General features: G+C 47.5%; 36 protein-coding genes. 33 read left to right on the top strand and 3 right to left on the bottom strand.

Going from position 1 to position 21,973, the window contains the following annotated elements; genetic code table 11:
• Positions 1 to 7: 7 nt before the first annotated feature.
• The 30 genes from tuf (at position 8) to NWAT_RS10445 (ending at position 15,863) form a co-directional block, all read left to right on the top strand.
• Positions 8 to 1,198: an elongation factor Tu gene (tuf, locus tag NWAT_RS10585; RefSeq protein WP_013221080.1), complete on the top strand. Its 1,191-nt coding sequence runs from the start codon at positions 8 to 10 to the stop codon at positions 1,196 to 1,198.
• Positions 1,199 to 1,205: 7 nt separating this feature from the next.
• Entirely contained in the window at positions 1,206 to 1,520 is a 315-nt protein-coding gene (rpsJ, locus tag NWAT_RS10580; protein WP_013221079.1) for a 30S ribosomal protein S10, read from the top strand.
• 37 nt (positions 1,521 to 1,557) lie between these two features.
• Entirely contained in the window at positions 1,558 to 2,199 is a 642-nt protein-coding gene (gene rplC / locus NWAT_RS10575) for a 50S ribosomal protein L3 (protein WP_013221078.1), read from the top strand.
• 24 nt (positions 2,200 to 2,223) lie between these two features.
• Complete coding sequence (gene rplD, locus NWAT_RS10570) at positions 2,224 to 2,844, top strand: 50S ribosomal protein L4 (RefSeq protein WP_013221077.1); 621 nt, start codon at positions 2,224 to 2,226, stop codon at positions 2,842 to 2,844.
• On the top strand, positions 2,841 to 3,137 hold the full coding sequence (gene rplW / locus NWAT_RS10565; RefSeq protein WP_013221076.1) for a 50S ribosomal protein L23: 297 nt from the start codon (positions 2,841 to 2,843) through the stop codon (positions 3,135 to 3,137). Before rplD ends, rplW begins: the two co-directional genes overlap by 4 nt.
• Positions 3,138 to 3,174: 37 nt before the next feature.
• Positions 3,175 to 3,999: a 50S ribosomal protein L2 gene (gene rplB, locus NWAT_RS10560; protein WP_013221075.1), complete on the top strand. Its 825-nt coding sequence runs from the start codon at positions 3,175 to 3,177 to the stop codon at positions 3,997 to 3,999.
• A 25-nt stretch (positions 4,000 to 4,024) separates the two neighbouring features.
• Positions 4,025 to 4,297: a 30S ribosomal protein S19 gene (gene rpsS, locus NWAT_RS10555; RefSeq protein ID WP_013221074.1), complete on the top strand. Its 273-nt coding sequence runs from the start codon at positions 4,025 to 4,027 to the stop codon at positions 4,295 to 4,297.
• 14 nt (positions 4,298 to 4,311) lie between these two features.
• Positions 4,312 to 4,644 (top strand): 50S ribosomal protein L22, encoded by a 333-nt coding sequence (rplV, locus tag NWAT_RS10550; RefSeq protein ID WP_013221073.1) that lies wholly within the window; start codon positions 4,312 to 4,314, stop codon positions 4,642 to 4,644.
• A 17-nt stretch (positions 4,645 to 4,661) separates the two neighbouring features.
• Positions 4,662 to 5,333 (top strand): 30S ribosomal protein S3, encoded by a 672-nt coding sequence (gene rpsC / locus NWAT_RS10545; protein ID WP_013221072.1) that lies wholly within the window; start codon positions 4,662 to 4,664, stop codon positions 5,331 to 5,333.
• Positions 5,334 to 5,343: 10 nt separating this feature from the next.
• Positions 5,344 to 5,757 (top strand): 50S ribosomal protein L16, encoded by a 414-nt coding sequence (gene rplP / locus NWAT_RS10540; RefSeq protein ID WP_013221071.1) that lies wholly within the window; start codon positions 5,344 to 5,346, stop codon positions 5,755 to 5,757.
• Positions 5,757 to 5,954: a 50S ribosomal protein L29 gene (rpmC, locus tag NWAT_RS10535; protein ID WP_013221070.1), complete on the top strand. Its 198-nt coding sequence runs from the start codon at positions 5,757 to 5,759 to the stop codon at positions 5,952 to 5,954. The genes rplP and rpmC overlap by 1 nt, the downstream gene beginning before the upstream one ends.
• Positions 5,955 to 5,957: 3 nt before the next feature.
• Complete coding sequence (gene rpsQ, locus NWAT_RS10530) at positions 5,958 to 6,218, top strand: 30S ribosomal protein S17 (RefSeq protein ID WP_013221069.1); 261 nt, start codon at positions 5,958 to 5,960, stop codon at positions 6,216 to 6,218.
• A gap of 41 nt (positions 6,219 to 6,259) precedes the next feature.
• Complete coding sequence (rplN, locus tag NWAT_RS10525; protein WP_013221068.1) at positions 6,260 to 6,628, top strand: 50S ribosomal protein L14; 369 nt, start codon at positions 6,260 to 6,262, stop codon at positions 6,626 to 6,628.
• Positions 6,629 to 6,639: 11 nt separating this feature from the next.
• Complete coding sequence (gene rplX, locus NWAT_RS10520) at positions 6,640 to 6,957, top strand: 50S ribosomal protein L24 (protein ID WP_013221067.1); 318 nt, start codon at positions 6,640 to 6,642, stop codon at positions 6,955 to 6,957.
• Positions 6,958 to 7,009: 52 nt separating this feature from the next.
• Positions 7,010 to 7,555, top strand: a complete 546-nt coding sequence (gene rplE / locus NWAT_RS10515; protein WP_013221066.1) for a 50S ribosomal protein L5 — start codon at positions 7,010 to 7,012, stop codon at positions 7,553 to 7,555.
• Positions 7,556 to 7,574: 19 nt separating this feature from the next.
• The gene (gene rpsN / locus NWAT_RS16210; protein ID WP_013221065.1) at positions 7,575 to 7,880 is read left to right on the top strand and encodes a 30S ribosomal protein S14; all 306 of its coding nucleotides are present in this window, start codon (positions 7,575 to 7,577) and stop codon (positions 7,878 to 7,880) included.
• A gap of 60 nt (positions 7,881 to 7,940) precedes the next feature.
• Positions 7,941 to 8,333: a 30S ribosomal protein S8 gene (gene rpsH, locus NWAT_RS10510; protein WP_013221064.1), complete on the top strand. Its 393-nt coding sequence runs from the start codon at positions 7,941 to 7,943 to the stop codon at positions 8,331 to 8,333.
• Between the two features lie 15 nt (positions 8,334 to 8,348).
• Positions 8,349 to 8,885 (top strand): 50S ribosomal protein L6, encoded by a 537-nt coding sequence (rplF, locus tag NWAT_RS10505; RefSeq protein ID WP_013221063.1) that lies wholly within the window; start codon positions 8,349 to 8,351, stop codon positions 8,883 to 8,885.
• A gap of 22 nt (positions 8,886 to 8,907) precedes the next feature.
• Entirely contained in the window at positions 8,908 to 9,261 is a 354-nt protein-coding gene (gene rplR / locus NWAT_RS10500; RefSeq protein WP_013221062.1) for a 50S ribosomal protein L18, read from the top strand.
• Between the two features lie 12 nt (positions 9,262 to 9,273).
• Positions 9,274 to 9,786, top strand: coding sequence for a 30S ribosomal protein S5 (rpsE, locus tag NWAT_RS10495; RefSeq protein WP_013221061.1), 513 nt, complete (start codon positions 9,274 to 9,276; stop codon positions 9,784 to 9,786).
• Positions 9,786 to 9,977, top strand: coding sequence for a 50S ribosomal protein L30 (gene rpmD / locus NWAT_RS10490; protein WP_041350980.1), 192 nt, complete (start codon positions 9,786 to 9,788; stop codon positions 9,975 to 9,977). The genes rpsE and rpmD overlap by 1 nt, the downstream gene beginning before the upstream one ends.
• 1 nt (position 9,978) lies before the next feature.
• On the top strand, positions 9,979 to 10,413 hold the full coding sequence (gene rplO / locus NWAT_RS10485; RefSeq protein ID WP_013221059.1) for a 50S ribosomal protein L15: 435 nt from the start codon (positions 9,979 to 9,981) through the stop codon (positions 10,411 to 10,413).
• Between the two features lie 2 nt (positions 10,414 to 10,415).
• On the top strand, positions 10,416 to 11,777 hold the full coding sequence (gene secY / locus NWAT_RS10480; RefSeq protein WP_013221058.1) for a preprotein translocase subunit SecY: 1,362 nt from the start codon (positions 10,416 to 10,418) through the stop codon (positions 11,775 to 11,777).
• 25 nt (positions 11,778 to 11,802) lie between these two features.
• Complete coding sequence (rpmJ, locus tag NWAT_RS10475; RefSeq protein ID WP_011330914.1) at positions 11,803 to 11,916, top strand: 50S ribosomal protein L36; 114 nt, start codon at positions 11,803 to 11,805, stop codon at positions 11,914 to 11,916.
• A 108-nt stretch (positions 11,917 to 12,024) separates the two neighbouring features.
• On the top strand, positions 12,025 to 12,381 hold the full coding sequence (rpsM, locus tag NWAT_RS10470; protein ID WP_013221057.1) for a 30S ribosomal protein S13: 357 nt from the start codon (positions 12,025 to 12,027) through the stop codon (positions 12,379 to 12,381).
• A 20-nt stretch (positions 12,382 to 12,401) separates the two neighbouring features.
• Entirely contained in the window at positions 12,402 to 12,785 is a 384-nt protein-coding gene (gene rpsK / locus NWAT_RS10465) for a 30S ribosomal protein S11 (protein WP_013221056.1), read from the top strand.
• Between the two features lie 16 nt (positions 12,786 to 12,801).
• On the top strand, positions 12,802 to 13,428 hold the full coding sequence (rpsD, locus tag NWAT_RS10460) for a 30S ribosomal protein S4 (protein ID WP_013221055.1): 627 nt from the start codon (positions 12,802 to 12,804) through the stop codon (positions 13,426 to 13,428).
• Between the two features lie 93 nt (positions 13,429 to 13,521).
• Positions 13,522 to 14,520, top strand: a complete 999-nt coding sequence (locus tag NWAT_RS10455; protein WP_013221054.1) for a DNA-directed RNA polymerase subunit alpha — start codon at positions 13,522 to 13,524, stop codon at positions 14,518 to 14,520.
• Positions 14,521 to 14,554: 34 nt separating this feature from the next.
• Positions 14,555 to 14,935, top strand: a complete 381-nt coding sequence (rplQ, locus tag NWAT_RS10450) for a 50S ribosomal protein L17 (RefSeq protein WP_013221053.1) — start codon at positions 14,555 to 14,557, stop codon at positions 14,933 to 14,935.
• A gap of 190 nt (positions 14,936 to 15,125) precedes the next feature.
• A complete protein-coding gene (locus NWAT_RS10445; RefSeq protein WP_013221052.1) occupies positions 15,126 to 15,863 on the top strand; it encodes an SAM hydrolase/SAM-dependent halogenase family protein in 738 nt (245 codons plus the stop codon).
• 530 nt (positions 15,864 to 16,393) lie between these two features.
• Here the strand turns inward: NWAT_RS10445 and ubiG are convergent.
• Together ubiG and NWAT_RS10435 are read right to left on the bottom strand one after the other, a co-directional pair.
• Positions 16,394 to 17,125, bottom strand: a complete 732-nt coding sequence (ubiG, locus tag NWAT_RS10440; protein WP_013221051.1) for a bifunctional 2-polyprenyl-6-hydroxyphenol methylase/3-demethylubiquinol 3-O-methyltransferase UbiG — start codon at positions 17,123 to 17,125, stop codon at positions 16,394 to 16,396.
• Positions 17,122 to 18,450, bottom strand: a complete 1,329-nt coding sequence (locus tag NWAT_RS10435) for a TRZ/ATZ family hydrolase (protein WP_013221050.1) — start codon at positions 18,448 to 18,450, stop codon at positions 17,122 to 17,124. The genes ubiG and NWAT_RS10435 overlap by 4 nt, the downstream gene beginning before the upstream one ends.
• 77 nt (positions 18,451 to 18,527) lie before the next feature.
• Here NWAT_RS10435 and NWAT_RS10430 point away from each other — a divergent pair, with 77 nt between their 5' ends.
• On the top strand, positions 18,528 to 18,998 hold the full coding sequence (locus NWAT_RS10430; protein ID WP_232420102.1) for a hypothetical protein: 471 nt from the start codon (positions 18,528 to 18,530) through the stop codon (positions 18,996 to 18,998).
• A 68-nt stretch (positions 18,999 to 19,066) separates the two neighbouring features.
• Positions 19,067 to 20,113, top strand: a complete 1,047-nt coding sequence (mtnA, locus tag NWAT_RS10425) for an S-methyl-5-thioribose-1-phosphate isomerase (protein ID WP_013221048.1) — start codon at positions 19,067 to 19,069, stop codon at positions 20,111 to 20,113.
• On the opposite strand, the gene cysB is transcribed toward mtnA, so the two are convergent.
• Entirely contained in the window at positions 20,110 to 21,030 is a 921-nt protein-coding gene (gene cysB / locus NWAT_RS10420; protein ID WP_041350686.1) for an HTH-type transcriptional regulator CysB, read from the bottom strand. The two genes, mtnA and cysB, sit on opposite strands and share 4 nt — an antisense overlap.
• Positions 21,031 to 21,157: 127 nt before the next feature.
• Between cysB and NWAT_RS10415 the strand changes: the two genes are divergently transcribed.
• On the top strand, positions 21,158 to 21,958 hold the full coding sequence (locus NWAT_RS10415) for a sulfite exporter TauE/SafE family protein (RefSeq protein WP_013221046.1): 801 nt from the start codon (positions 21,158 to 21,160) through the stop codon (positions 21,956 to 21,958).
• Positions 21,959 to 21,973: the final 15 nt, after the last annotated feature.

The following is a 21,973-nucleotide window of genomic DNA, read 5'->3' as shown; positions in this document are numbered from 1 at the left end:
AGCTACCATGTCCAAGTCGAAATTTGAGCGGAAGAAGCCGCATATAAACGTAGGCACGATTGGTCACGTAGACCATGGTAAGACGACGTTAACGGCGGCGTTGACGCGGATATTATCGGAGCAGTATGGGGGTGAGTTCCGGGCCTACGACCAGATAGACAATGCGCCGGAGGAGCGAGAGAGGGGGATCACGATAGCGACGTCGCATGTAGAGTATGAGACGGAGAATCGCCACTATGCGCATGTGGATTGCCCGGGTCATGCGGATTATGTGAAGAACATGATTACGGGAGCGGCGCAGATGGATGGAGCGGTGCTGGTAGTATCGGCAGCGGATGGTCCGATGCCCCAGACGCGAGAGCATATATTGCTAGCGCGTCAGGTGGGAGTGCCATTTATATTGGTGTATTTAAACAAAGCGGATATGGTAGACGATCCGGAGCTATTGGAATTAGTGGAGATGGAAGTTCGGGAGTTGCTGGATAGTTATCAATTTCCGGGGGATGACACACCGATAGTGGTGGGTAGCGCGCTGAAGGCGTTGGAGGGAGATACGAGTGAGATAGGCGTTCCATCGATAGTGAAGTTGGTGGAGCATATGGATGCGTATATTCCTGAGCCCCAGCGGGCGGTAGACCAGCCGTTTTTGATGCCGATAGAAGATGTGTTTTCGATTTCGGGCCGAGGAACGGTAGTAACGGGTCGAGTGGAGCGGGGTATTATCAAGGTAGGGGAAGAGATAGAGATAGTTGGGATGCGGGAGACGCAGAAGACTATTTGCACGGGGGTTGAGATGTTCCGCAAGCTTTTGGATGAGGGGCGAGCGGGGGACAATGTGGGGGTTTTGTTGCGCGGTACCAAGCGCGAGGATGTGGAGCGTGGTCAAGTGTTGGCCAAGCCCAAGTCGATTACCCCGCATACGAAGTTTTATGCGGAAGTATATGTTCTTTCCAAGGATGAAGGGGGGCGGCATACGCCGTTTTTCACAGGCTATCGTCCGCAGTTTTATTTTCGGACCACGGATGTGACGGGAGCGATTGATTTACCCGATGGGGTGGAGATGGTGATGCCGGGGGATAATATTCAGATGACAGTCAGTTTGATTGCGCCTATTGCGATGGAGGAGGGGTTGCGTTTTGCCGTCCGTGAGGGGGGGCGTACGGTAGGGGCCGGCGTCGTCAGTAAAGTGATCGAGTAGCAGCGATATGGCCAAGCAACAAATCATTAGAATCCGACTAAAGGCGTTTGACCATCGTCTGATTGACCAATCGGCTCGAGAAATCGTGGGTACTGCTAAGCGCACAGGAGCTCACGTACGTGGGCCAATTCCATTGCCTACTCGCAAGGAAAGGTTCACGATACTGATATCTCCCCATGTCAACAAGGACGCGCGAGATCAGTATGAGATTCGTACCCATAAGCGATTAATGGATATTGTAGATCCGACAGAAAAGACCGTTGATGCCTTGATGAAGCTAGATTTGGCTGCGGGCGTTGATGTCCAGATTAAATTAACCTGACAAGTGTGTATACAGTGGCAGGCGCGAGGATAGACGAATGGCAATCGGACTAATCGGCCGGAAGATAGGGATGACCCGTGTTTTTACGGATGAAGGAGCGTCAATACCGGTAACGGTGATTGAGGCAACTCCGAATCGGATTTCCCAGGTTAAGACTCTAGAGCGAGATGGTTACCAGGCGGCGCAAGTAACGGTAGGTGAGAGACGCCCTGCTCGAGTCACTAAGCCGCTCAAGGGGCACTTTGCAAAGGCGAAGGTAGAGCCTGGCCGAAAGCTGCGGGAATTTCGTTTTGAAATCCAGAAAGAAAAGAATATTGAGGTTGGCGATGAGCTTAAAGTAAGCTTGTTTGAGGTCGGACAAAGAGTTGATGTTATCGGCGTTACTCGAGGACGTGGTTTTGCTGGTGTAGTTCGCCGCTATCATTTCGGCGGTGGAGATGCCAGCCATGGTAATTCATTATCCCACCGTGCTCCAGGCTCTATTGGTCAATGCCAAACTCCAGGCCGCGTGTTTAAAGGAAAAAAAATGGCTGGGCAAATGGGAAATGTGCGGCGTACCGTCCAAAACCTTGAGTTAGTGCGGGTTGATGAAGAGCGCCAATTGTTATTGATAAAAGGAGCTATACCTGGCGCGCCAGGAGGCGATGTGATAGTTAAACCGGCAGTCAAGTCCGTTTAAGATAGATATAAGGAGGAAAGGGTGATGGAGCTCCCAGTGCAGTCGCTCTCAAAAAATTCTGAAACGGGTACAGTGCAGCTGTCCGATGCCGTGTTTGCTCAACATTTTAATGAGTCTCTTATCCATCAAGTGATTACTGCCTATTTGGCTAAAGCTCGAGCGGGCACGCGTGCCCATAAAACGCGCTCGGAGGTTCGAGGGGGTGGCGCTAAGCCTTTTCGGCAGAAGGGGACGGGCCGTGCTCGGGCGGGTACCATTCGAAGCCCGCTATGGCGGGGTGGCGGCAAGGTTTTTGCTGCCAAGCCGGGAGATTACTCGCAAAAGGTAAATAAAAAAATGTACCGAGCGGCTATGCGCTCGATTTTATCAGAGCTTGTGCGTCAAGACAGGTTAAGGATGGTAGATAAAATTATACTTTCTAAACCGAAAACAAAGGATTTGGCTAAGTTATTAAAGTCTATTACTTGGCGCAATGTATTGGTTGTGGTCGCTGAAGATGATCGTAATCTTGAATTGTCTGCCCGCAATATTCCAACAGTTGCTATAAGTAATGTGGGTAGAGTTAGTCCTGTTGAATTAATTCGGTTTGATGGGGTTCTGATAACGGAGGATGCGATCCGTTGTTTCGAGGGGGGCCTCACATGAATGAGGAGCACTTGACTAAGGTTATTTTGGCGCCTGTGGTTTCGGAAAAAAGCACGTTAGTAGGGGAAAAGCATAATCAGGTGGTTTTTAAAGTCTTGCCTAATGCTGACAAGCGAGAAGTTAAACGGGCGGTTGAACTTTTATTTGATGTCAAAGTTAATAAAGTGCATACAGCGCTAGTTAAGGGAAAGCGTAAGCGTTCGGGACGGTATATCGGTCGCCGCAGCGATTGGAAAAAAGCCTACGTGGTGCTGCAAGCGGGCTATGAAATTGATTTCGTAAGTGTTGAATAACAGCTGGTTGTTATTTGGATAAATTAAGGAAATAGCTATGCCGATTGTAAAAGCCAAACCTACATCCGCTGGCCGCCGGTTTGTGGTTCAGGTGGTTTCCCCCGAATTATATAAGGGTAGACCCCATCCTGCTTTAACTAAGAAACTAAGCAAGAGCGGGGGCCGGAATAATCAGGGTAGAATAACCGTTCGCCATTGTGGTGGCGGGCATAAGCGGCTCTACCGAATTATTGATTTTAGGCGCAATAAAACCGGCGTCTCTGGACGCGTGAAGAGGATAGAATACGATCCAAATCGTAGTGCTCATATTGCGTTAATTAGCTATTCTGATGGGGAAAAGCGTTATATCATTGCACCCAAGGCGGTTAAGGTTGGTGATATCATAACTTCTGGACGGGAAGCTCCGATTCGAGATGGAAATTGTCTTCCGCTACGGAATATTCCAGTTGGTACGCTTGTGCATTGTATTGAGCTAAAGCCAGGTAAAGGTGCTCAATTAGCACGAAGCGCGGGTTCTTCCTGTCAGTTGGTTGCACGTGAGGGTGATTATGCGATGTTGCGTTTGCGCTCAGGTGAGATACGAAAAGTACCACTTGAGTGCCGAGCAGCAATTGGAGAAGTAGGCAATGATGGGCATGCTCTCCGGTCTTTAGGTAAGGCGGGAGCTAAGCGCTGGCGAGGGAAACGGCCCACCGTGCGCGGGGTTGCGATGAACCCTGTAGATCATCCCCATGGGGGTGGTGAGGGTCGCACTTCAGGTGGCCGCCACCCTGTTAGCCCTTGGGGGGTACCCACTAAGGGGTATAAGACTCGCCGTAACAAGCGTACGGGAAAGTTTATTGTACGCCGACGTAAAAAATAAATAACTTAGAGTGAGAGGATGAAGCATGCCGCGTTCGATTAAAAAAGGCCCATTTGTGGACCCCCATCTACAAAAAAAGGTGCTGGAGGCGAGCGCATCCCAGAGTCGGCGTCCGATTAAGACCTGGTCGCGTCGCTCTATGGTTGTCCCGGAAATGATTGGATTGACGATTGCTGTCCATAATGGACGACAGCATATTCCTATTTTAGTCACGGAAAATATGGTTGGTCATAAATTGGGTGAATTTGCCCCGACACGTACCTTTAAAGGCCATGTGGCTAATAAAAAATCTAGGTAGTAACGGAGCGGGAAATGGCAACTACGGCAATATTAAAAAATGCGCGGCTATCGGCTCAAAAAGGTCGGCTAGTTGCAGATCAGGTTCGCGGGCTGCCTGTAGATAAGGCATTGGATGTTTTGAGCTTTAGCCCTAAAAAAGCAGCGGTTCTTATTAGAAAAGTGCTGGAGTCGGCTATTGCGAATGCTGAGCACAATGATGGAGCTGATATCGATGAGCTGCGCGTTGCTGCCATCATGGTTAACGAAGGACCTACTATAAAGCGAATCCGCGCAAGGGCTAGAGGGCGTGCTAGTCGAGTTTTTAAGCGCTCTTGCCATATTAAGGTGATGGTTGCAGAGGATTAGGGGAGCACAGATAGCTAATGGGGCAAAAAGTACATCCTATTGGGATCCGTTTAGGTATTGTTAAGGATTGGAACTCTAAATGGTATGCAGATAGCGGTCAATTTAGTGAATTGCTGAATAATGATTTAGCAGTTCGTAGCTACCTTACCAAGAAGCTATCCCATGCGCTAGTGAGTAATATTCAGATCGATCGGCCCGCGCGTAATGCCAGAATTACCATTCATACTGCGCGTCCAGGTATTGTCATCGGAAAGAAGGGTGAGGATATCAACAACCTGCGGCAAGAAGTCTCAGGAATGATGGGTATACCCGTTCATATTAATATTCAAGAGATACGCAAGCCTGAATTGGACGCAACGCTTGTTGCTGTAAATGTGGCTCAGCAGCTTGAGCGGCGAATCATGTTTCGTCGAGCGATGAAGCGTGCGGTTACCAACGCTATGCGTGTAGGTGCGCAAGGTATTAGGATAAAAGTCTCTGGGCGCTTAAATGGGGCAGAGATTGCGCGCAGCGAGTGGTATCGGGAAGGTCGGGTACCATTGCACACGCTACGCGCTGATATAGACTATGGTTTTGCTGAGGCAAGGACTACCTATGGAATTCTTGGCGTTAAGGTATGGATATTTAAGGGCGAAGTATTTGAGCAGCCGGAGCCGCAGGTTGCCACGGGAAGCTCAGCGATAAGCTAGGGTAATAAATATGTTACAGCCGAAAAGAACTAAGTTCCGTAAACAGCAAAAAGGCAGAAATCGTGGACAAGCCCTCCGAGGTAGCCAGATAGATTTTGGCGAATATGGCTTGAAGGCTATAGGTAGAGGGCAGATTACCGCTCGCCAAATCGAGGCTGCGCGGCGCGCTATGACCAGGCATGTTAAGCGGGGCGGAAAAATTTGGATTCGGATTTTTCCGGATAAACCAATTACTCAAAAACCTCTTGAAGTACGTCAAGGAAAAGGTAAGGGGAGCGTAGAATTTTGGGCTGCCAATATACAGCCTGGCCGCGTCCTTTATGAGATGGAAGGTGTGCCGGAGGGAGTAGCACGGAGGGCTTTTGAATTAGCGGCAGCTAAATTGCCTATTAAAACGGTATTTGTTACCCGGGCGATTATGTGATGAAAGTTCAAGAATTGCGAACAAAGACGGAAGATGAATTGCAGAAGGAGCTCTTGGAGCTCTCTCGAGAGCGGTTTAAGCTGCGGATGCAAATGGGTACTGGGCAGTTGGTGCGAAATAGCGAGTTGAAGCGAGTTCGACGTAGCATTGCTCGGGTTAAAACGGTACTCACTGAAAAACAACGGCAGGCGCAGTAGGCTATGAGCGATCAGGAGAAAATTTCACACACCATTATCGGCCGCGTAGTGAGTGACAAGATGGATAAGACGATTACGGTGCTTATAGAGCGTAAAGTTGCTCACTCGCTCTACAAAAAATATGTAAGGCGTTTTACTAAGTTGCATGCCCATGATGAAAATAATGAGTGCCGGATAGGCGATATTGTAGCGATTGCAGGGGCACGTCCGCTATCTAAGACTAAGGCCTGGAAATTGGTTGATATCCTTGAGCGCGCACGTTGAATAATGCTTGATTCCCTGATGAGATTAAGTGGAGGGCAGGAATGATTCAAATGCAGACTAGCCTAGAGGCGGCAGATAATAGCGGTGCTCGTCGGCTTTTGTGTATAAAGGTATTAGGCGGGTCACAGCGGCGCTATGCGGGAATTGGCGATATTATTAAGGTTGCAGTCAAGGAAGCGATTCCGCGCGGTAAAGTGAAAAAAGGTGAAGTTTATAATGCGGTGATCGTGCGGACCAGAAAAGGGGTTCGCCGGGCGGATGGGTCACTTATTCGGTTTGATAATAATGCCGTTGTATTATTGAATAACCAGTTACAGCCTATAGGTACTCGAATCTTTGGCCCCGTGACAAGGGAGCTGCGCGTTGAGAACTTTATGAGGATTGTTTCTTTGGCCCCGGAAGTATTATAGGGAGGATAGTGATGCGCAGAGTAAGGGTAGGCGATGAGGTTATCGTTACCGCCGGGAGGAGTAGAGGGAAGCAAGGAAAAGTTCTACGCATATTAGGCGATGAGCGTGTGATCGTACAAGATGTTAACATGGTAAAACGGCATACCCGGCCTAACCCGACCGCTAATAAGCCTGGGGGAATTATTGAGCGGGAGGCATCGATACATATCTCTAATATTATGCTTTACAACCCGACTACGGAGAAAGGTGATCGGGTTGGTTTTAGGAAATTGGAAGATGGTCGTAAGGTGCGTTATTTCAAATCAAACGATGAAATCATTGACGCTTAGAGAAGCGTCCAGGGTTGTTTGAACTTATTCCAGAGCTCAGTGGTAGATTAGTATGGCAAGGTTGCAAAGACATTATCGGGATACAGTGGTTAACCAGCTACGGGAGCGTCTTGGTTATCAGTCGGTTATGGCGGTGCCTCGGATCGAAAAAATCACCTTGAATATAGGGGCTGGAGAAGCGGTCGGAGATAAAAAAATCTTGGAGCGAGTTATGGGTGATATGGCTAGGATTTCTGGCCAGAAACCGATGCTCACTCGTGCGCGAAAGTCGGTAGCCGGATTTAAGATCCGTGAGGGTTGGCCTATCGGCTGTAAAGTTACCTTGCGTCGTAAGCAGATGTACGAATTTTTAGACCGGCTAATTAATATAGCGATTCCTCGAATTCGGGACTTCCGTGGGCTTAGTCCTAAGTCTTTTGATGGGAGGGGTAACTATAATATGGGTATTCGTGAGCAGATTATTTTCCCAGAGATCGACTATGACCAGATTGATGCTATAAGGGGAATGAATATCACGATAACAACCACAGCAAAAACGGATGAGGAAGGTCAAGCATTGCTTAGGGCATTTAATTTTCCGTTTAGAACTCATACTTAGCAGGGCTAGAGGTTTAGCGATGTCAAAAAGATGCATGATTAATAGGGAGCTGAAGCGGATACGCGTAGCGCGTAAATATGCGGCTAGACGTGTAGAGTTAAAAACGCAGATGCGGGATGAAAGTCTTAGTCCAGAAGAACGTCAAAGGGTAATGCTTAAATTTCATAGTTTGCCTAGAGACTCTTCGCCCGTACGCCAACGGAGACGTTGCCGCTTAACGGGGCGGCCTCGAGGTTATATACGTAAGTTCGGTCTATCCCGTAATAGGCTCCGTGAGGTGGCTATGCGTGGAGATGTTCCAGGCCTAGTTAAGGCTAGTTGGTAAAGCCTCTATAATTTTTAATATTATTAATACCTTAATTTTATAAAAGGGGCTAAAAAATATATGAGTATGACCGATCCGATCTCGGACATGCTGACACGAGTCCGTAATGGTCAGAATGCGAGCAAGGTGGAAATCAGTATGCCTTCTTCCAAATTGAAGGTGAATATTGCTCGCGTGCTAAGAGAAGAAGGTTACATTGAAGATTGTAAGATGATAGCTGGTGTAAAGCCTACATTAGTAATACGCCTAAAGTATCATGGAGGCAAACCGGTGATTGAGGATATCCACCGGGCGAGTCGCCCAGGGCTGCGTATGTATAAAAGCAGAGATAAACTGCCTAGAATCCGTGGCGGGTTAGGTATTGCTATTGTCTCCACATCTCGCGGTGTTATGACGGATAAAGCCGCGAGATCCATTGGAGAAGGCGGCGAAGTATTGTGCTACGTTGCCTAAAAGAGGTAGGGAAGCATGTCAAGAATTGCTGATAACCCCGTGCCGATCCCGAAGGGGGTCGAAGTCACGCTTTCTGGGGATAATAACATTGAGGTAAAGGGCGCAAAGGGTTCTCTTACGTTTGCTTTTCACCCTTTGATACAGGTAAACCAAGAAGGGGAAATACTGCGCTTTTCGGCGAAGAATGCGGATAAGCGAGTAAATGCGCTTAGGGGCACAACCCGTGCCCTAGTAAATAATATGATACAGGGAGTTAGCCAAGGTTTTGAGCGGCGTTTGCAACTAGTTGGGGTAGGTTACCGGGCGCAGATGCAAGAGCGAAGGCTTGTGCTTAATTTAGGCTATTCTCATCCCGTCGAATTTACTGCGCCAGAGGGTCTTACTATTGAAGTGCCTAGTCCGACTGAAATCATCATCAAAGGATATGATAAGCAGCAGGTTGGACAGGCTGCGGCGAACATTCGCGGATTCAGGCCGCCCGAACCTTATAAAGGAAAAGGTGTTCGCTATGCAGACGAAATAGTTGTGCGCAAGGAAGCGAAGAAAAAATAGAAGTCATAGGTAGGAATGTAATGTGGATAAAAAAACAGCAAGATTACGACGCGCGGCTAAAACACGACATAAAATTCATGAGCTAGGGATGGTGCGATTAACGGTTCACCGCACGCCTAAGCATATTTATGTGCAAATAATCAAGCCAGCGGATGGAAATGTCGTTGCGAGTGCCTCAACGGTTGAGTCAATGCTGAAGCAACAGCTTAAGAGTACCGGTAATAAAGAAGCAGCAATTACCGTTGGTAAGACGATTGCCGAGCGGGCTAGGGCGAAGGGCATTGCCAAGGTTGCCTTTGATCGCTCTGGCTACAAATACCATGGTCGGGTAAAAGCATTAGCAGATGCGGCCCGGGAAGGTGGATTACAGTTTTAAAGGTTGAAACTGATGGCACAGACAGATCGCCGGGTAACCGGAGATGGATTACTGGAGAAGTTGGTTGGCGTGAGACGTGTTGCTAAGGTTGTGAAAGGCGGGCGTCAATTTGGTTTTTCGGCCTTAACGGTGGTAGGTGACGGGAAGGGACGTGTCGGATTTGGCCGAGGTAAAGCTCGCGAAGTACCCGTTGCTATTCAAAAGGCTATGGAAAATGCGAGAAAGAATATGATTTCAGTCCCCTTAGAAGGAGATACGTTGCAGCATCCAATTACTGCTCGCCATGGTGCCGCCAAGGTTCATATGCAACCTGCTTCTGAGGGAACGGGGATTATTGCTGGAGGCGCAATGCGTGCCGTTTTTGAAGTTGTGGGTGTTCATAACGTTCTGGCAAAATGTATAGGTTCTGCGAATCCTGTGAACGTTGTGCAAGCTACCGTTAAGGGGCTTGTGCAGATGTCAAGCCCGGAAACCATTGCGGCTAAGCGGGGCAAAAATCTCGAAGAGATCGTGGGTGGTGGATGATGGCAGCGCAAAAGAGGACGCTTAGGGTAACGCTAGTAAGAAGCACTATTGGGCGATTAGCGCGACATAAGGCGTGTGTTGCTGGTTTAGGGCTTCGCAAGATTGGCCAAACGGTTGAGATTATTGATACCCCTGAAAATCGAGGAATGATCCAAAAGGTATCTTACCTTTTGAAGTTAGAGGAAGGCTAAAATGCGATTAAATACGATCTCGTCAGCCCCCGGTGCCAAGCAGGCAGAAAAGCGTGTTGGCCGCGGCATTGGATCGGGCTGGGGCAAAACTTGTGGTCGTGGGCATAAGGGCCAGAAATCGCGATCGGGGGGCTTTCGTAAGGTTGGCTTTGAAGGTGGTCAGATGCCCTTACAAAGGCGCGTTCCTAAAATAGGTTTTAGCTCCCGTAAGGCTCGTTTCGGAGTTGAGGTGCGCTTAGACCAGCTTGCAAAGGTAAAAGCTGATACGGTAGATATTGCTGCTCTCGTGAAAGCCAGATTAATTCCAAGATGGGCCAAACGAGTTAAAGTTATTGCATCGGGTAAGCTTGATAAGTCGATAAGCTTGCAGGGAATTATGGTATCTGCAGGCGCACGCAGAGCTATTGAAGCGGCGGGCGGCCGCATCGGAGAGTAACTGTGGCGAAACGCGCCTCCAAAAAGTCATTCGATCGAAATTCCTCTGGCAAATTAGTTGAACTCCGACAAAGGCTACTATTTGTTATAGGCGCTTTGCTAGTCTATCGGGTTGGCACATTCATTCCTGTGCCAGGGATTGATCCGGTAACGCTGGCTACTTTGTTTGAGCAGCAGCGCGGCACTATTCTGGACATGTTTAACATGTTTTCTGGAGGAGCGTTAGAGCGTTTATCAGTTTTCGCATTAGGAATTATGCCGTATATTTCCGCTTCTATCATTATGCAACTGCTAACGGCGGTTCATCCAAAACTAGAGCAGCTTCGAAAAGAGGGCGCCTCGGGGCGGCGAAAGATCACCCAATATACACGCTATGGCACGTTGGTATTGTCTACCATACAAGCAGTGGGAGTAACTATTGCGTTGGAGTCTCAGCAAGTTGGGGGCGCTTCCGTCGTTATCGAGCCAGGCTTGATTTTCAGGGTAACAGCGGTAATAACGTTGGTGACCGGGGCTTTGTTTCTAATGTGGTTAGGCGAGCAAATCACTGAGCGTGGTATAGGAAACGGAATTTCGCTGATTATTTTTGCAGCTATTGTTGCTGGGTTGCCTTCGGCGCTTGGCGGAACATTGGAGTTAGCTCGAACCGGTGAATTACATACTTTTACAGTATTAGTGCTTTTGACGTTAGCACTATTGGTTACGGCTTTCGTGGTGTTTATGGAGCGTGCTCAGCGGCGTATCTTAGTGCATTATGCTAAACAGCAACACGGAAGAAAGGTTTTCGGGGGGCAGGTAAGTCATTTGCCGTTAAAAATTAATATGTCGGGTGTTATTCCCCCTATTTTTGCATCAAGTATTATTTTATTCCCGGCAACGGTATCAAGTTGGTTTGGCGCTAGCGAAGGGATGGGTTGGCTCAGAGATTTATCTGCTACCCTTTCCCCGGGGCAGCCTATTTATGTACTCTTGTATGCTATAGCTATTATCTTCTTTTGTTTCTTTTATACAGCGTTGGTATTCAATCCGAAAGAGACAGCGGATAATTTAAAAAAATCGGGAGCGTTTATTCCTGGAGTACGACCGGGAGTGCAGACTACTCGCTATATCGATACTGTTATGGGTCGGCTTACCTTGGGTGGTGCGATCTATGTCACCGCAGTATGCCTTTTGCCTGAGTTCTTGATTCTGTATTGGAATGTTCCGTTTTATTTTGGGGGTACCTCCTTACTGATTATCGTGGTTGTTGTTATGGATTTTGTCGCTCAGGTGCAGGCGCATTTGATGTCCCATCAATACGAGAGCTTACTTAAGAAATCGCAGTTAAAGGGAAGCGGGGCGACTACTGGGAGCCTATTACATTGATTAATAAAGGGCCAGGAGAAAGATAATGAAGGTTCGTGCTTCGGTAAAAAAAGTTTGCCGCCATTGCAAGGTTGTGCGCCGGAAAGGCGTAGTGCGGGTTATATGCAAAGATGCCCGGCATAAACAACGCCAAGGGTAAAATTACTCCCTAGAGTAACCAAGATAGTAGTTGTCAGTATATCGACTTATAAGATAAAATAACAGGTTATGCGTAGCATAACTAACGACTTCTTTGTGGAGACGGTGAATGGCCCGTATCGCTGGAATTAATATCCCGGTGCATAAGCACACGGTAATCGCACTCAGCTCTATTTATGGAATAGGGCTAAGCCGTGCTCGTAAGATCTGCAAGGCGGTTGGCGTACCTTCTGATAAAAAGGTTAGGGATCTTTCTGATAACGAATTAGAGGGATTACGCGCTGAGGTTGCTAAGTATCCCGTGGAGGGGGACCTGCGGCGTGGAATAAGCATGGATATTAAACGACTAATGGACTTGGGCTGTTATCGGGGACACCGCCATCGCAGGGGACTTCCAGTGCGAGGACAGCGCACTCAGACGAATGCAAGGACGCGCAAGGGCCCGCGGCGGTTGGCTAGGAAATAAAAAAGCAGGGTACTACGCACATGGCGAAAGCAAGTACAAAAAAACGAGTGAAAAGGGTCGTAGCTGATGGTATCGCCCATATTCATGCCTCTTTTAACAACACGATCGTGACGATCACTGACCGCCAGGGAAATACCTTGGCGTGGGCGACTTCGGGAGGCAGCGGTTTTCGAGGCTCGCGGAAAAGTACACCGTTTGCTGCTCAAGTAGCTGCTGAGAAAGCCGGCCGGATAGTCCAAGAGATGGGTATGAAAAATTTAGAAGTCCGAGTTAAAGGGCCGGGGCCAGGGCGTGAATCTGCTGCACGATCTTTGAATAATGCGGGGTTTAAGGTTACAAATATCGCAGATATTACACCCATTCCCCACAATGGATGCCGTCCCCCTAAAAAGCGAAGGGTTTAATTAAGGAGAGTTAAAGTTGGCTAAATATACAGGTCCTAAGCTCAAGCAGGCGCGGCGGGAAGGTACGGATTTATTTTTAAAAAGTGGTGTTCGCCCCATTGATTCCAAGTGTAAGATTGAGCAGGTGCCCGGCCAGCATGGAGCAGGGACAAGACGCGCCCGCATGTCAGATTATGCTCTGCAGCTACGCGAGAAACAGAAGCTGCGCCGTATGTATGGGGTATTAGAGAGACAATTTCGGCGCTATTACAAGGAAGCGGCCCGGCGAAAGGGGTCTACGGGTGAAAATTTACTTAAACTGCTTGAGTCGCGCCTTGATAATGTAGTTTATAGAATGGGATTCGGAAGCACCCGCGCCGAGGCACGGCAGCTTATTAACCATAAGGGGATTCTTGTTAATGGACAAGGAATTAATATTCCCTCATATCAGGTACGGGCTGAGGATGTGGTGGCCGTTAGAGAAAAAGCTAAGAAGCAAGATCGAATAAAATTTGCACTTGAGCTAGCCCAGGCACGAACAGAAGCCGAGTGGATGGAAATTAACGCGGGTAAGTTAGAAGGTGTATTTAAAAGGGTACCGGAGCGTAGCGAGCTTGCCCCCGATATTCAGGAAAATTTGGTCGTTGAACTTTATTCGAAGTAAGGAAATAAAATACCTATATCCTATAGAGGGCGCGCTCGCGTCTTAACATACTTCCGGTGCGATATTAATTCCTAGAGGGGAAGTGTGCTACCCATGCAAGTATCTAATTTTCTTAAGCCCAGGATAGTAGATGTCCAGCGTATTAACGATTACGCAACTAAAGTTACTTTAGAACCGCTAGAACGTGGATTTGGGCATACCCTGGGTAATGCTCTGCGCCGAATCCTGCTATCTTCGATGCCAGGATGCGCCATTATTGAAGCGCAAATTGATGGTGTGCTACATGAGTATACCACCAAGGAAGGGGTGCAGGAAGACATGACAGAGATCCTGCTTAATCTTAAAGGAGTTGCAATCAAGCTGCATGGTCGTGATGAAGTTACCTTGAGTCTGAGCAGTAAAGGGCCGGTAACGGTCACTGCAGGAGATATTCAACTGGAGCATGATGTAGAGGTTATCAATCCTAAGCATGTTATTGCTCATCTCACTAAATCTGGTGAGCTTAATCTCACTATGAAGGTTGTCCGTGGGCGAGGTTATCAACCAGCTTCCGTGCGAATACCTAAGGAAGAGGATGAACGCTCTATCGGGCACCTAATTCTTGATGCTTCGTTTAGCCCTATCCGAAGAGTGACTTATGAAGTGGATAGTGCCCGTGTTGAGCAGCGAACTGATTTAGATAAGCTGATTATAGAGATCGAAACGAATGGTACTATCGCTCCGGATGAAGCAGTACGAAAGGCTGCAACTATTCTGCAAGATCAGTTAACGGCTTTCGTTGAGTTGGAAGGTAGAATTGAAACGGCTAAAGAGAAAAAGGCGGCTGAGATTGATCCTGTGCTATTACAACCAATAGACGATCTGGAATTGACAGTACGCTCAGCAAATTGCCTTAAAGCAGAAAATATTTACTATATTGGCGATCTTATTCAGAAGACGGAGGTTGAGTTATTAAAAACTCCTAATTTGGGTAAGAAATCGCTAACGGAAATTAAGGATGTATTGACGTTACGGGGGCTATCTTTAGGTATACGTCTAGAAAATTGGCCGCCGGCGGGGCTACGTGAAGAAGAAACTAAAGTTACTGCTTGAGATAATGGTCTAGAATGAATAGAGGGACAATTTCATGCGCCATCGCTATAGTGGAAGAAAATTAAACCGAACTAGTGCCCACCGAAGGGCGATGTTCCGTAATATGGCTGTGTCACTCATTGAACATGAAATGATCAACACAACCCTGCCTAAAGCAAAGGAGATTCGCCGTGTCGCAGAGCCATTAATTACTCTGGCTAAAAAAGATTCTGTCGCTAATCGGCGGTTAGTATTTTCGCGCTTGCGTGATAGAAAGGCAGTGACCAAATTATTTAATGAATTAGGTCCTCGCTATCAAGCCCGTCCTGGCGGGTATCTCCGGATTTTAAAAAGAGGATTTCGGGTGGGAGATAACGCACCGATGGCAATTGTGGAATTACTTGAGCGCCCGCTCCCCGATTCGCAGGAGGAGTGAAGATATTTTTGAGAGAAAAATTCCCAAAAGTAAAAGTAAGCTAAGCGGGCAACTTATCCTATTATTTGCTTTATATTTTCTCTTTCCTAAAAGTAGTAAATACGGATCTCCAACGCGAAATAAAGTTCTTAAGTTTTTTTAGGGTACACATTTATAGAGGATGTGCTTAAGTTTGCTACGAAATATTTAAATGATCGGGCTTTTCACCGATTTTGGAGTTTTGGGCCCCTATCTTGGCCAGGTGCGGATCGTACTTCAACAGCAGGCACCAAATATTCCGGTCGTTAATCTCATGGCTGATGCCCCCCGATTTTCCCCCCATGCATCGGCACATTTATTAGCAGCCTTGGGACAACATTTGCCTGCTGGTATCGTAGTCTTTGCGGTAGTAGATCCCGGCGTAGGTTCTAGTGATCGAGAACCAGTTATAGTTTGTGCGGATGATCGTTGGTATGTTGGTCCAGGAAATGGGTTATTCGATGTTGTTATGGGGCGCTCGGTAACCGCAGCTTTGTGGCGTATTACTTGGCGTCCTCCATCACTCTCTGCAACCTTCCATGGCCGGGATTTATTTGCGCCGGTTGCGGCTAGGTTAGCCAAGGCTGAAAATCCCCTGGATAAAGAACTTTTAGGTCAGCGTTGGGATAAAGCTGTGGTTACTGAAGACCCAGGAAATCTTGAAGAAATCATCTATATCGATCATTATGGGAATGCTATGACAGGGATTTGTGGAACTAAATTCAGGCAAGGCCAGCTTCAATTGCCTAGTGGGGATTTAGTCTCTGCAGCGCAGACTTTCAGTGATGTGGATTTGGGAGAAGCTTTCTGGTATGTGAATTCCCTAGGCCTTATAGAGATCGCGGTTAACCAGGGGTGCGCAGCTGAATTTTTTAAGTTAGATGTGGGGGTTCCGGTTAAATTTATATGAATTTTAGATGTTAAAAGACGCTCTGTTTTCTAATTAAAAGCGAAATGCACTGTCTGAGCGTTCCATTAAAGTCTCCAAAGTAGCTTGTTTTTGTTTATTTACCCACACTCCGATGGCGTGGCCCTATTGGAGTAAGGGAGTCTCATAAGTTTTCTTAAAAAAAACAAAACTCATCGCACTCAATGGTTAAATGTCCTTTGGGCTTTTTTTATCCCTGCTCGCCGGGTGTATGCGTATGTTTATCATTCGCATAATATTGTAATTTTGGTTCCAAGGTCTCCATTACTCAGACAATATCCACCAGCGGAATTCTCTCGAAGATACCAAGGCGCCTTGAGGAAAGGGTACTGAGCGATTGAAAGGCAGGACTTTGGTCTTGCGTTTACCAACTTCGATGGATAATGCTCACGCATGCCGTTTTTTCCCGCTCGTGCCTCCAGTGCCTTGATATTAGGTTGAAAATCCGTGAAAAGAATTAGGCTTGGCTATTGGCTACAAACTCCAGGATTTTAAATTTCGTAAAGTTTGATTTATCCATATTTAACAATATTGCTATTTTTTTTAATGCCGTAGGCAAGGTAATTGACATTGATATCCTTGCCGAGTCGATAGTGCTGGGTCAAGGGATTGTAGTGTAAGCCCGTTAAGTTTTGGAGTCCTATGCCTCCTTTTCGGCACCAGGTTTCTAATTCAGCAGGCCGGATAAATCGATGATAATCATGCGTGCCCTTTGGAAGTAAACGAAGCGCGTATTCAGCACCGATAACGGCAAATAAATAAGCTTTTGGTGTACGGTTGAGAGTAGAAAAAAATGCCTTTCCACCTGGTCTAAGGAGTTGACCGCAGGCAGCGACGATACTAGCGGGATCGGGAACATGCTCCAACATCTCTAGATTAGTGATAATATCGAAGGATTCGGCTTTCGTTTCCGCAAGCTGCTCCACGCTTATTTGTTGATAGTCGATTTCTAAGCCTTCTTCTAGGGCATGCAAACGTGCTACTGACAAAGGAGCCTTGCCTAAATCTATGCCTGTTACCTTAGCTCCAAGGCGAGTTAGTTCTTCCGTTAAGATACCGCCGCCGCAACCTACGTCTAGCACCCGTTTGCTTGCTAGGGAAGAGTAATTGCGAATATATTCTAGGCGTAACGGATTGATATCATGGAGGGGCTTAAATTCTCCTTCCTGGTCCCACCAGCGATGCGCTAGCTGCTCAAATTTAGCGATTTCATTAGGATCAACATTAATTCGTTTGTCGTTCATATGGATTTCCTTGATTCTTTTATTTTTTCCGCCCATGCTTGGCTTCGGGATAGGAGCAATTGTTCATCCAAAGTTGTGAACTGGCGTCTCCTAAGGACCTGTCGGCCGGCTATCCAAACATCGCTAACCTTATCGCGGCCTGCCGTATAGACTAACTGGGAAATGGGATCATAGAGCGGCTGTGTTTCTAGCCCACTCAGATCGACAGCAACTATGTCAGCTATCTTGCCGATTTCCAGGGATCCAATTTCTTGCTCCAAACCTAGTGCTTGGGCACCATTTAAGGTAGCCATGCGAAGCGCCTGCCTTGCGGGAATAGCGCTAGCGTCGCTAACCAATGCTTTAGCCAGCAAAGCGGTAAGGCGCATTTCCATAAACATATCTAAGTCGTTATTGCTCGCTGCGCTATCAGTACCTAGAGCAACATTAACTCCCGCTTGGTATAGTTTAGCGACTGGACAAAAGCCGCTGGCGAGTTTGAGATTAGATTCTGGGCAATGGACAATATGAACTCCATGCTCCGTTGTCGTCTGAATCTCTTGGTCAGTAAGTTGAGTCATATGGACGGCTAAGAGACGGGATGAAAGTAGCCCTAAGCGTTGTAGCCGTTCTAGGGGCCGCATGCCATATTGAGCTACGCTTCCATTGATTTCCTCCACTGTCTCATGGATATGCATATGAACTGGAATATTGAGTTCCTTAGATAAAGTAGCGACTTGCGTTAAGGATTCATCGCTGACAGTATAGGGGGCATGGGGAGCAAAGGCCGTTTTGATAAGAGAATGATCTTGATAATTATCATTTAACTCTAGCCCTTTACGAAGATAGTCCTCGGGAGTTTTTGCCCATTTACTCGGAAAATCAATGATAATCATGCCAATAACAGCGCGTATGTTAACTTCAACTGCCGCCTGTGCCACAATTTCGGGGAAAAAATACATATCGTTAAAACAAGTAATGCCTCCACGGAGCATTTCAGCAATCGCCAGGAGCGCACCATCGCGCACAAAGGTTTCGCTTACCCATTTGGTTTCGGCTGGCCAGATATGCCTCTCGAGCCACTCCATCAGGGGGAGATCGTCAGCGAGGCCGCGTAGGAGAGACATGGGACTATGGGTATGGGTATTAATAAGGCCGGGGATAAGCGCATGCTGGGCAAGTTTGATTTGGTGAGCACCTTGGTAGCGAGTTTCCGCTTCTATTCTAGGGAGACAGTCCACAATACGGCCTTGGTGGATGGCAAGGCTATGGTTTTCCAGTATTTGGTCTTCTGGAATAACTGGAATAATCCAGCGGGCATGAATTAATGTATTAATAGTCTGCATGGCAAAGACAAAATTATAACCTTTAATAATAAAACAACCGGCAATAGCAGTGTGGTCTAATTATGTTTGATGATGGAATGATAATTGTATTAGTAATGCGGCTGCTGGGGCCGTTGATCATATTTCGGTGGCCTCTTTTTGGCAGTCTTGTCTCAGAGTTTGTATTTGATGCCCTTGATATTGTGATTTGGGCTGCGTTGGGACCGACAGACATAAATTATACTGCTTATGATAAACCCCTTGATGTTTATCAGCTAACCATTATGGCGATTGTGGCCAGTCGGTGGGAACATAAAACAGTCCGTAACACCGCGCTCTTTCTCTATGGCTATCGATTATTGGGCTATGGGCTTTATTTAGCGACTGATTTAAGAGTAATGTTTTTCTTTTTTCCCAATATATTCTTTTATTTTTTTGTTGCCTATTTAGCGGCGAAAAAAATAGGTTTGCCTGAATTATTTGAGGATAAACGGCAGCTTGCTGTCATGATGGGGATTATTATTTTGGTAAAACTTCCCCAAGAGTATATTCTCCACTGGCCCCATTGAATGATAGGAGGAGAAATAGCTCAAAATATCTGCTGTTAGAAGTTTTTTTAATTTGGCTCGTGAATATTATGAGTGCTGAGCACGATAGGATTCGGGCGGTGGCTTGGACTGAGGCGGGTGTGCGATTACTTGATCAGCGCCGCCTCCCTCAGGAAGAAATCTACTGGACGCTTACCTGCTCATCCGAGGTGGCTCAAGCCATTACTAAAATGGTGGTACGGGGCGCACCTGCAATTGGTATTGCTGCTGCTTATGGGGTAGTGCTTGCGGCAAGGACGTGTTTTTCCGGGACAGGTTCTGGTTGGAAGCGGCTCCTTGAAGCGGATCTGTGTAATTTAGAAGCAGCCCGCCCTACTGCCATTAATCTTGCTTGGGCTTTGACGCGGATGCGAGCCATTGTTCATGATCTTCCTGATCATCATGATCCAGAAATTGCTTTGCTTGCTGAGGCCCGACGTATTCATAAGGAAGATATCGCGGCTAATCGCCGTATGGGTGAGCTAGGTACTGCTCTTATTGAGGGAGCGGCAGGGGTTCTGACTCATTGTAATACCGGTTCTTTAGCGACGGGTGGTTTTGGAACCGCACTTGGAGTGATTCGCCATGCTTATAGCAAGGGGCGAATTGCAAAAGTGTTTGCGGATGAAACCCGGCCTTGGTTGCAAGGTGCACGCCTTACCGCCTGGGAGTTAGTGCAGGATGGCATACCCGTCGTGCTTATCGCCGATAGTGCTGCTCCTTATTTGCTGAGACAAGGAGAAGTACAGTGGGTGATTATTGGCGCTGATCGGATCGCAGCTAATGGTGATACTGCTAATAAGATTGGTTCTTATGGTTTAGCCGTGGCGGCACGTTATCATGGTGTGCATTTTATGGTGGTAGCCCCTACTTCAACCATTGATTGGCATTTGTCTGATGGAACGAGCATTCCCATCGAACAAAGGCCTCCGGAGGAAGTCCTAACTTTAGGGGGAAAAGCCATCGCTGCGGCTGGAGCTGAAGCCTACAATCCCGCTTTTGATGTCATCCCTGCCCACTTCATTGATGCCATCGTGACGGAAAGGGGCGTGGTTTGCCAGCCTACCCATGAACGGATGAAGGTTCTTCTTGGTTAGGCATGCACGGCTGCATCGACTATTTGACGGGTAAGCCGTGGAGAAAATAGTTCTATAAAGGCATAAATGTACCCTCGCAGATAGGCGCCTCGTCGGATTCCAAGATGGGTAGTGCTAGGCTCGAATAAGTGGCTAGCATTGATAGCTTTGAGTGGTGCATCCTGGTCAGGATCAAAAGCCATGCTAGCGATAATTCCAATCCCTAATCCCAAATGGAGATAGGTTTTGATAACGTCGGCATCGGTGGCGGTAAGAATTACATTTGGAACAAGATTTTTACTGGTAAATGCGTTATCGAGCTTAGAACGGCCTGTAAAGCCAAACACATAAGTGACGATAGGGTATTCTGCCACGGCTTCCAGAGTCAGGGGCTGGCATGCTAACAAAGGATGAGTGGGCGGAACCACTACGCTTCGGTTCCACTCATAGCAAGGCAGCATGATCAAATCTTCAAATAGCTCAATAGCCTCAGTAGCGATAGCAAGATCCACAGTGCCTGCAGCCGCCATTTCAGCGATTTGGCGGGGCGTGCCTTGAAACATTCTGAGCCGGACTTGAGGGTAACGGTCTCTAAAGGCTTTGATTACCGGCGGTAGGACGTAACGGGCTTGGGTGTGGGTTGTGGCAATAGAGAGTATCCCTTGATGTTCATCGGTAGCTTCTGCGCTCACCTGTTTGATATTTTCCACTTCACGCAAGATTCGCTCAATCATTTTTAAAATGGCGCTACCGGCAGGGGTCATGCCGGTGAGGCGTTTGCCATGGCGCTCGAAGATAGGTACGCCGAGTTCCTGTTCTAGCTGATGAATCCGGTTACTAACTCCTGGCTGCGTGGCGTGAAGTGCCTCGGCGGCAGCGGATACATTATATCCCTGCCGGCTGACTTCGTATACAAAATACAGTTGCTGTAATTTCATGGCCGTTTTCATATAAAAAAAAATTATATCAATAAAGAATAATATATTTTGATATGATATCTATCGGAGGCTACAATTTCATCCACTTTCCCAAATCTTGGGGAATCTAACTATAGGTTCGAAGCGGATGGAGCTGGGGTATATACTGGCCGGACTAGTTGTTGGTTTCATGGTGGGGCTGACCGGAGTCGGTGGCGGCTCGTTAATGACGCCGCTTTTGATTTTTGGCTTTGGTATTCCGCCTCTGGCAGCAGTGGGAACCGATCTGCTATTTGCGGCGCTTACTAAAATGGGCGGCATTTGGGCGCATTGGCGTCATCATACCATCCAATGGCGGGTGGTAGGCTTGTTGGCTTTGGGAAGTATTCCTTCTACTCTTATTGCTCTGCAAATATTGAAGTTGTTTCAGGCCCGGGGCCTTCAATTAGAGGGCATCATTAATACGGCATTGGGAACTGCCTTGGTTTTGACGGCAGTCGCATTGCCCATGAAGAGTTGGTTGCAGCGAATGGCAGCTAGGAGGGCATTGCCTAAAATAATGCAGCCTGCTTATTCCTTGCGTTGTAATCCGCGTTTTACTACGGTAAGCACCCTTGTGATGGGGGGAGTGTTGGGGTTTTTGGTGACTCTATCCTCTATTGGTGCAGGCGCTTTGGGGGCCGTGGTATTACTGTTCCTTTATCCTGGTCTGCGGACAGTGCAGGTAGTTGCTACAGACATTACTCATGCTGTGCCTTTGACGGCTATTGCGGGCATTGGGCATTGGTATTTAGGATCTGTGGATATGGCCCTCTTGGGCAATTTGCTTCTGGGATCTTTGCCCGGGATTTACGTGGCTAGCCATATAGGGGTGAATATTCCGGAGCGGACTATGCAGACAGTGTTAGCGACCCTGCTTATGTTGGTAGGTATCAAATTTATTTTCTAGCGGGGAAGTAGGGTG

It is taken from the genome of Nitrosococcus watsonii C-113 (assembly GCF_000143085.1).
GTDB lineage: Bacteria > Pseudomonadota > Gammaproteobacteria > Nitrosococcales > Nitrosococcaceae > Nitrosococcus > Nitrosococcus watsonii.
This window is presented reverse-complemented; position numbering and strand designations above follow the sequence as displayed.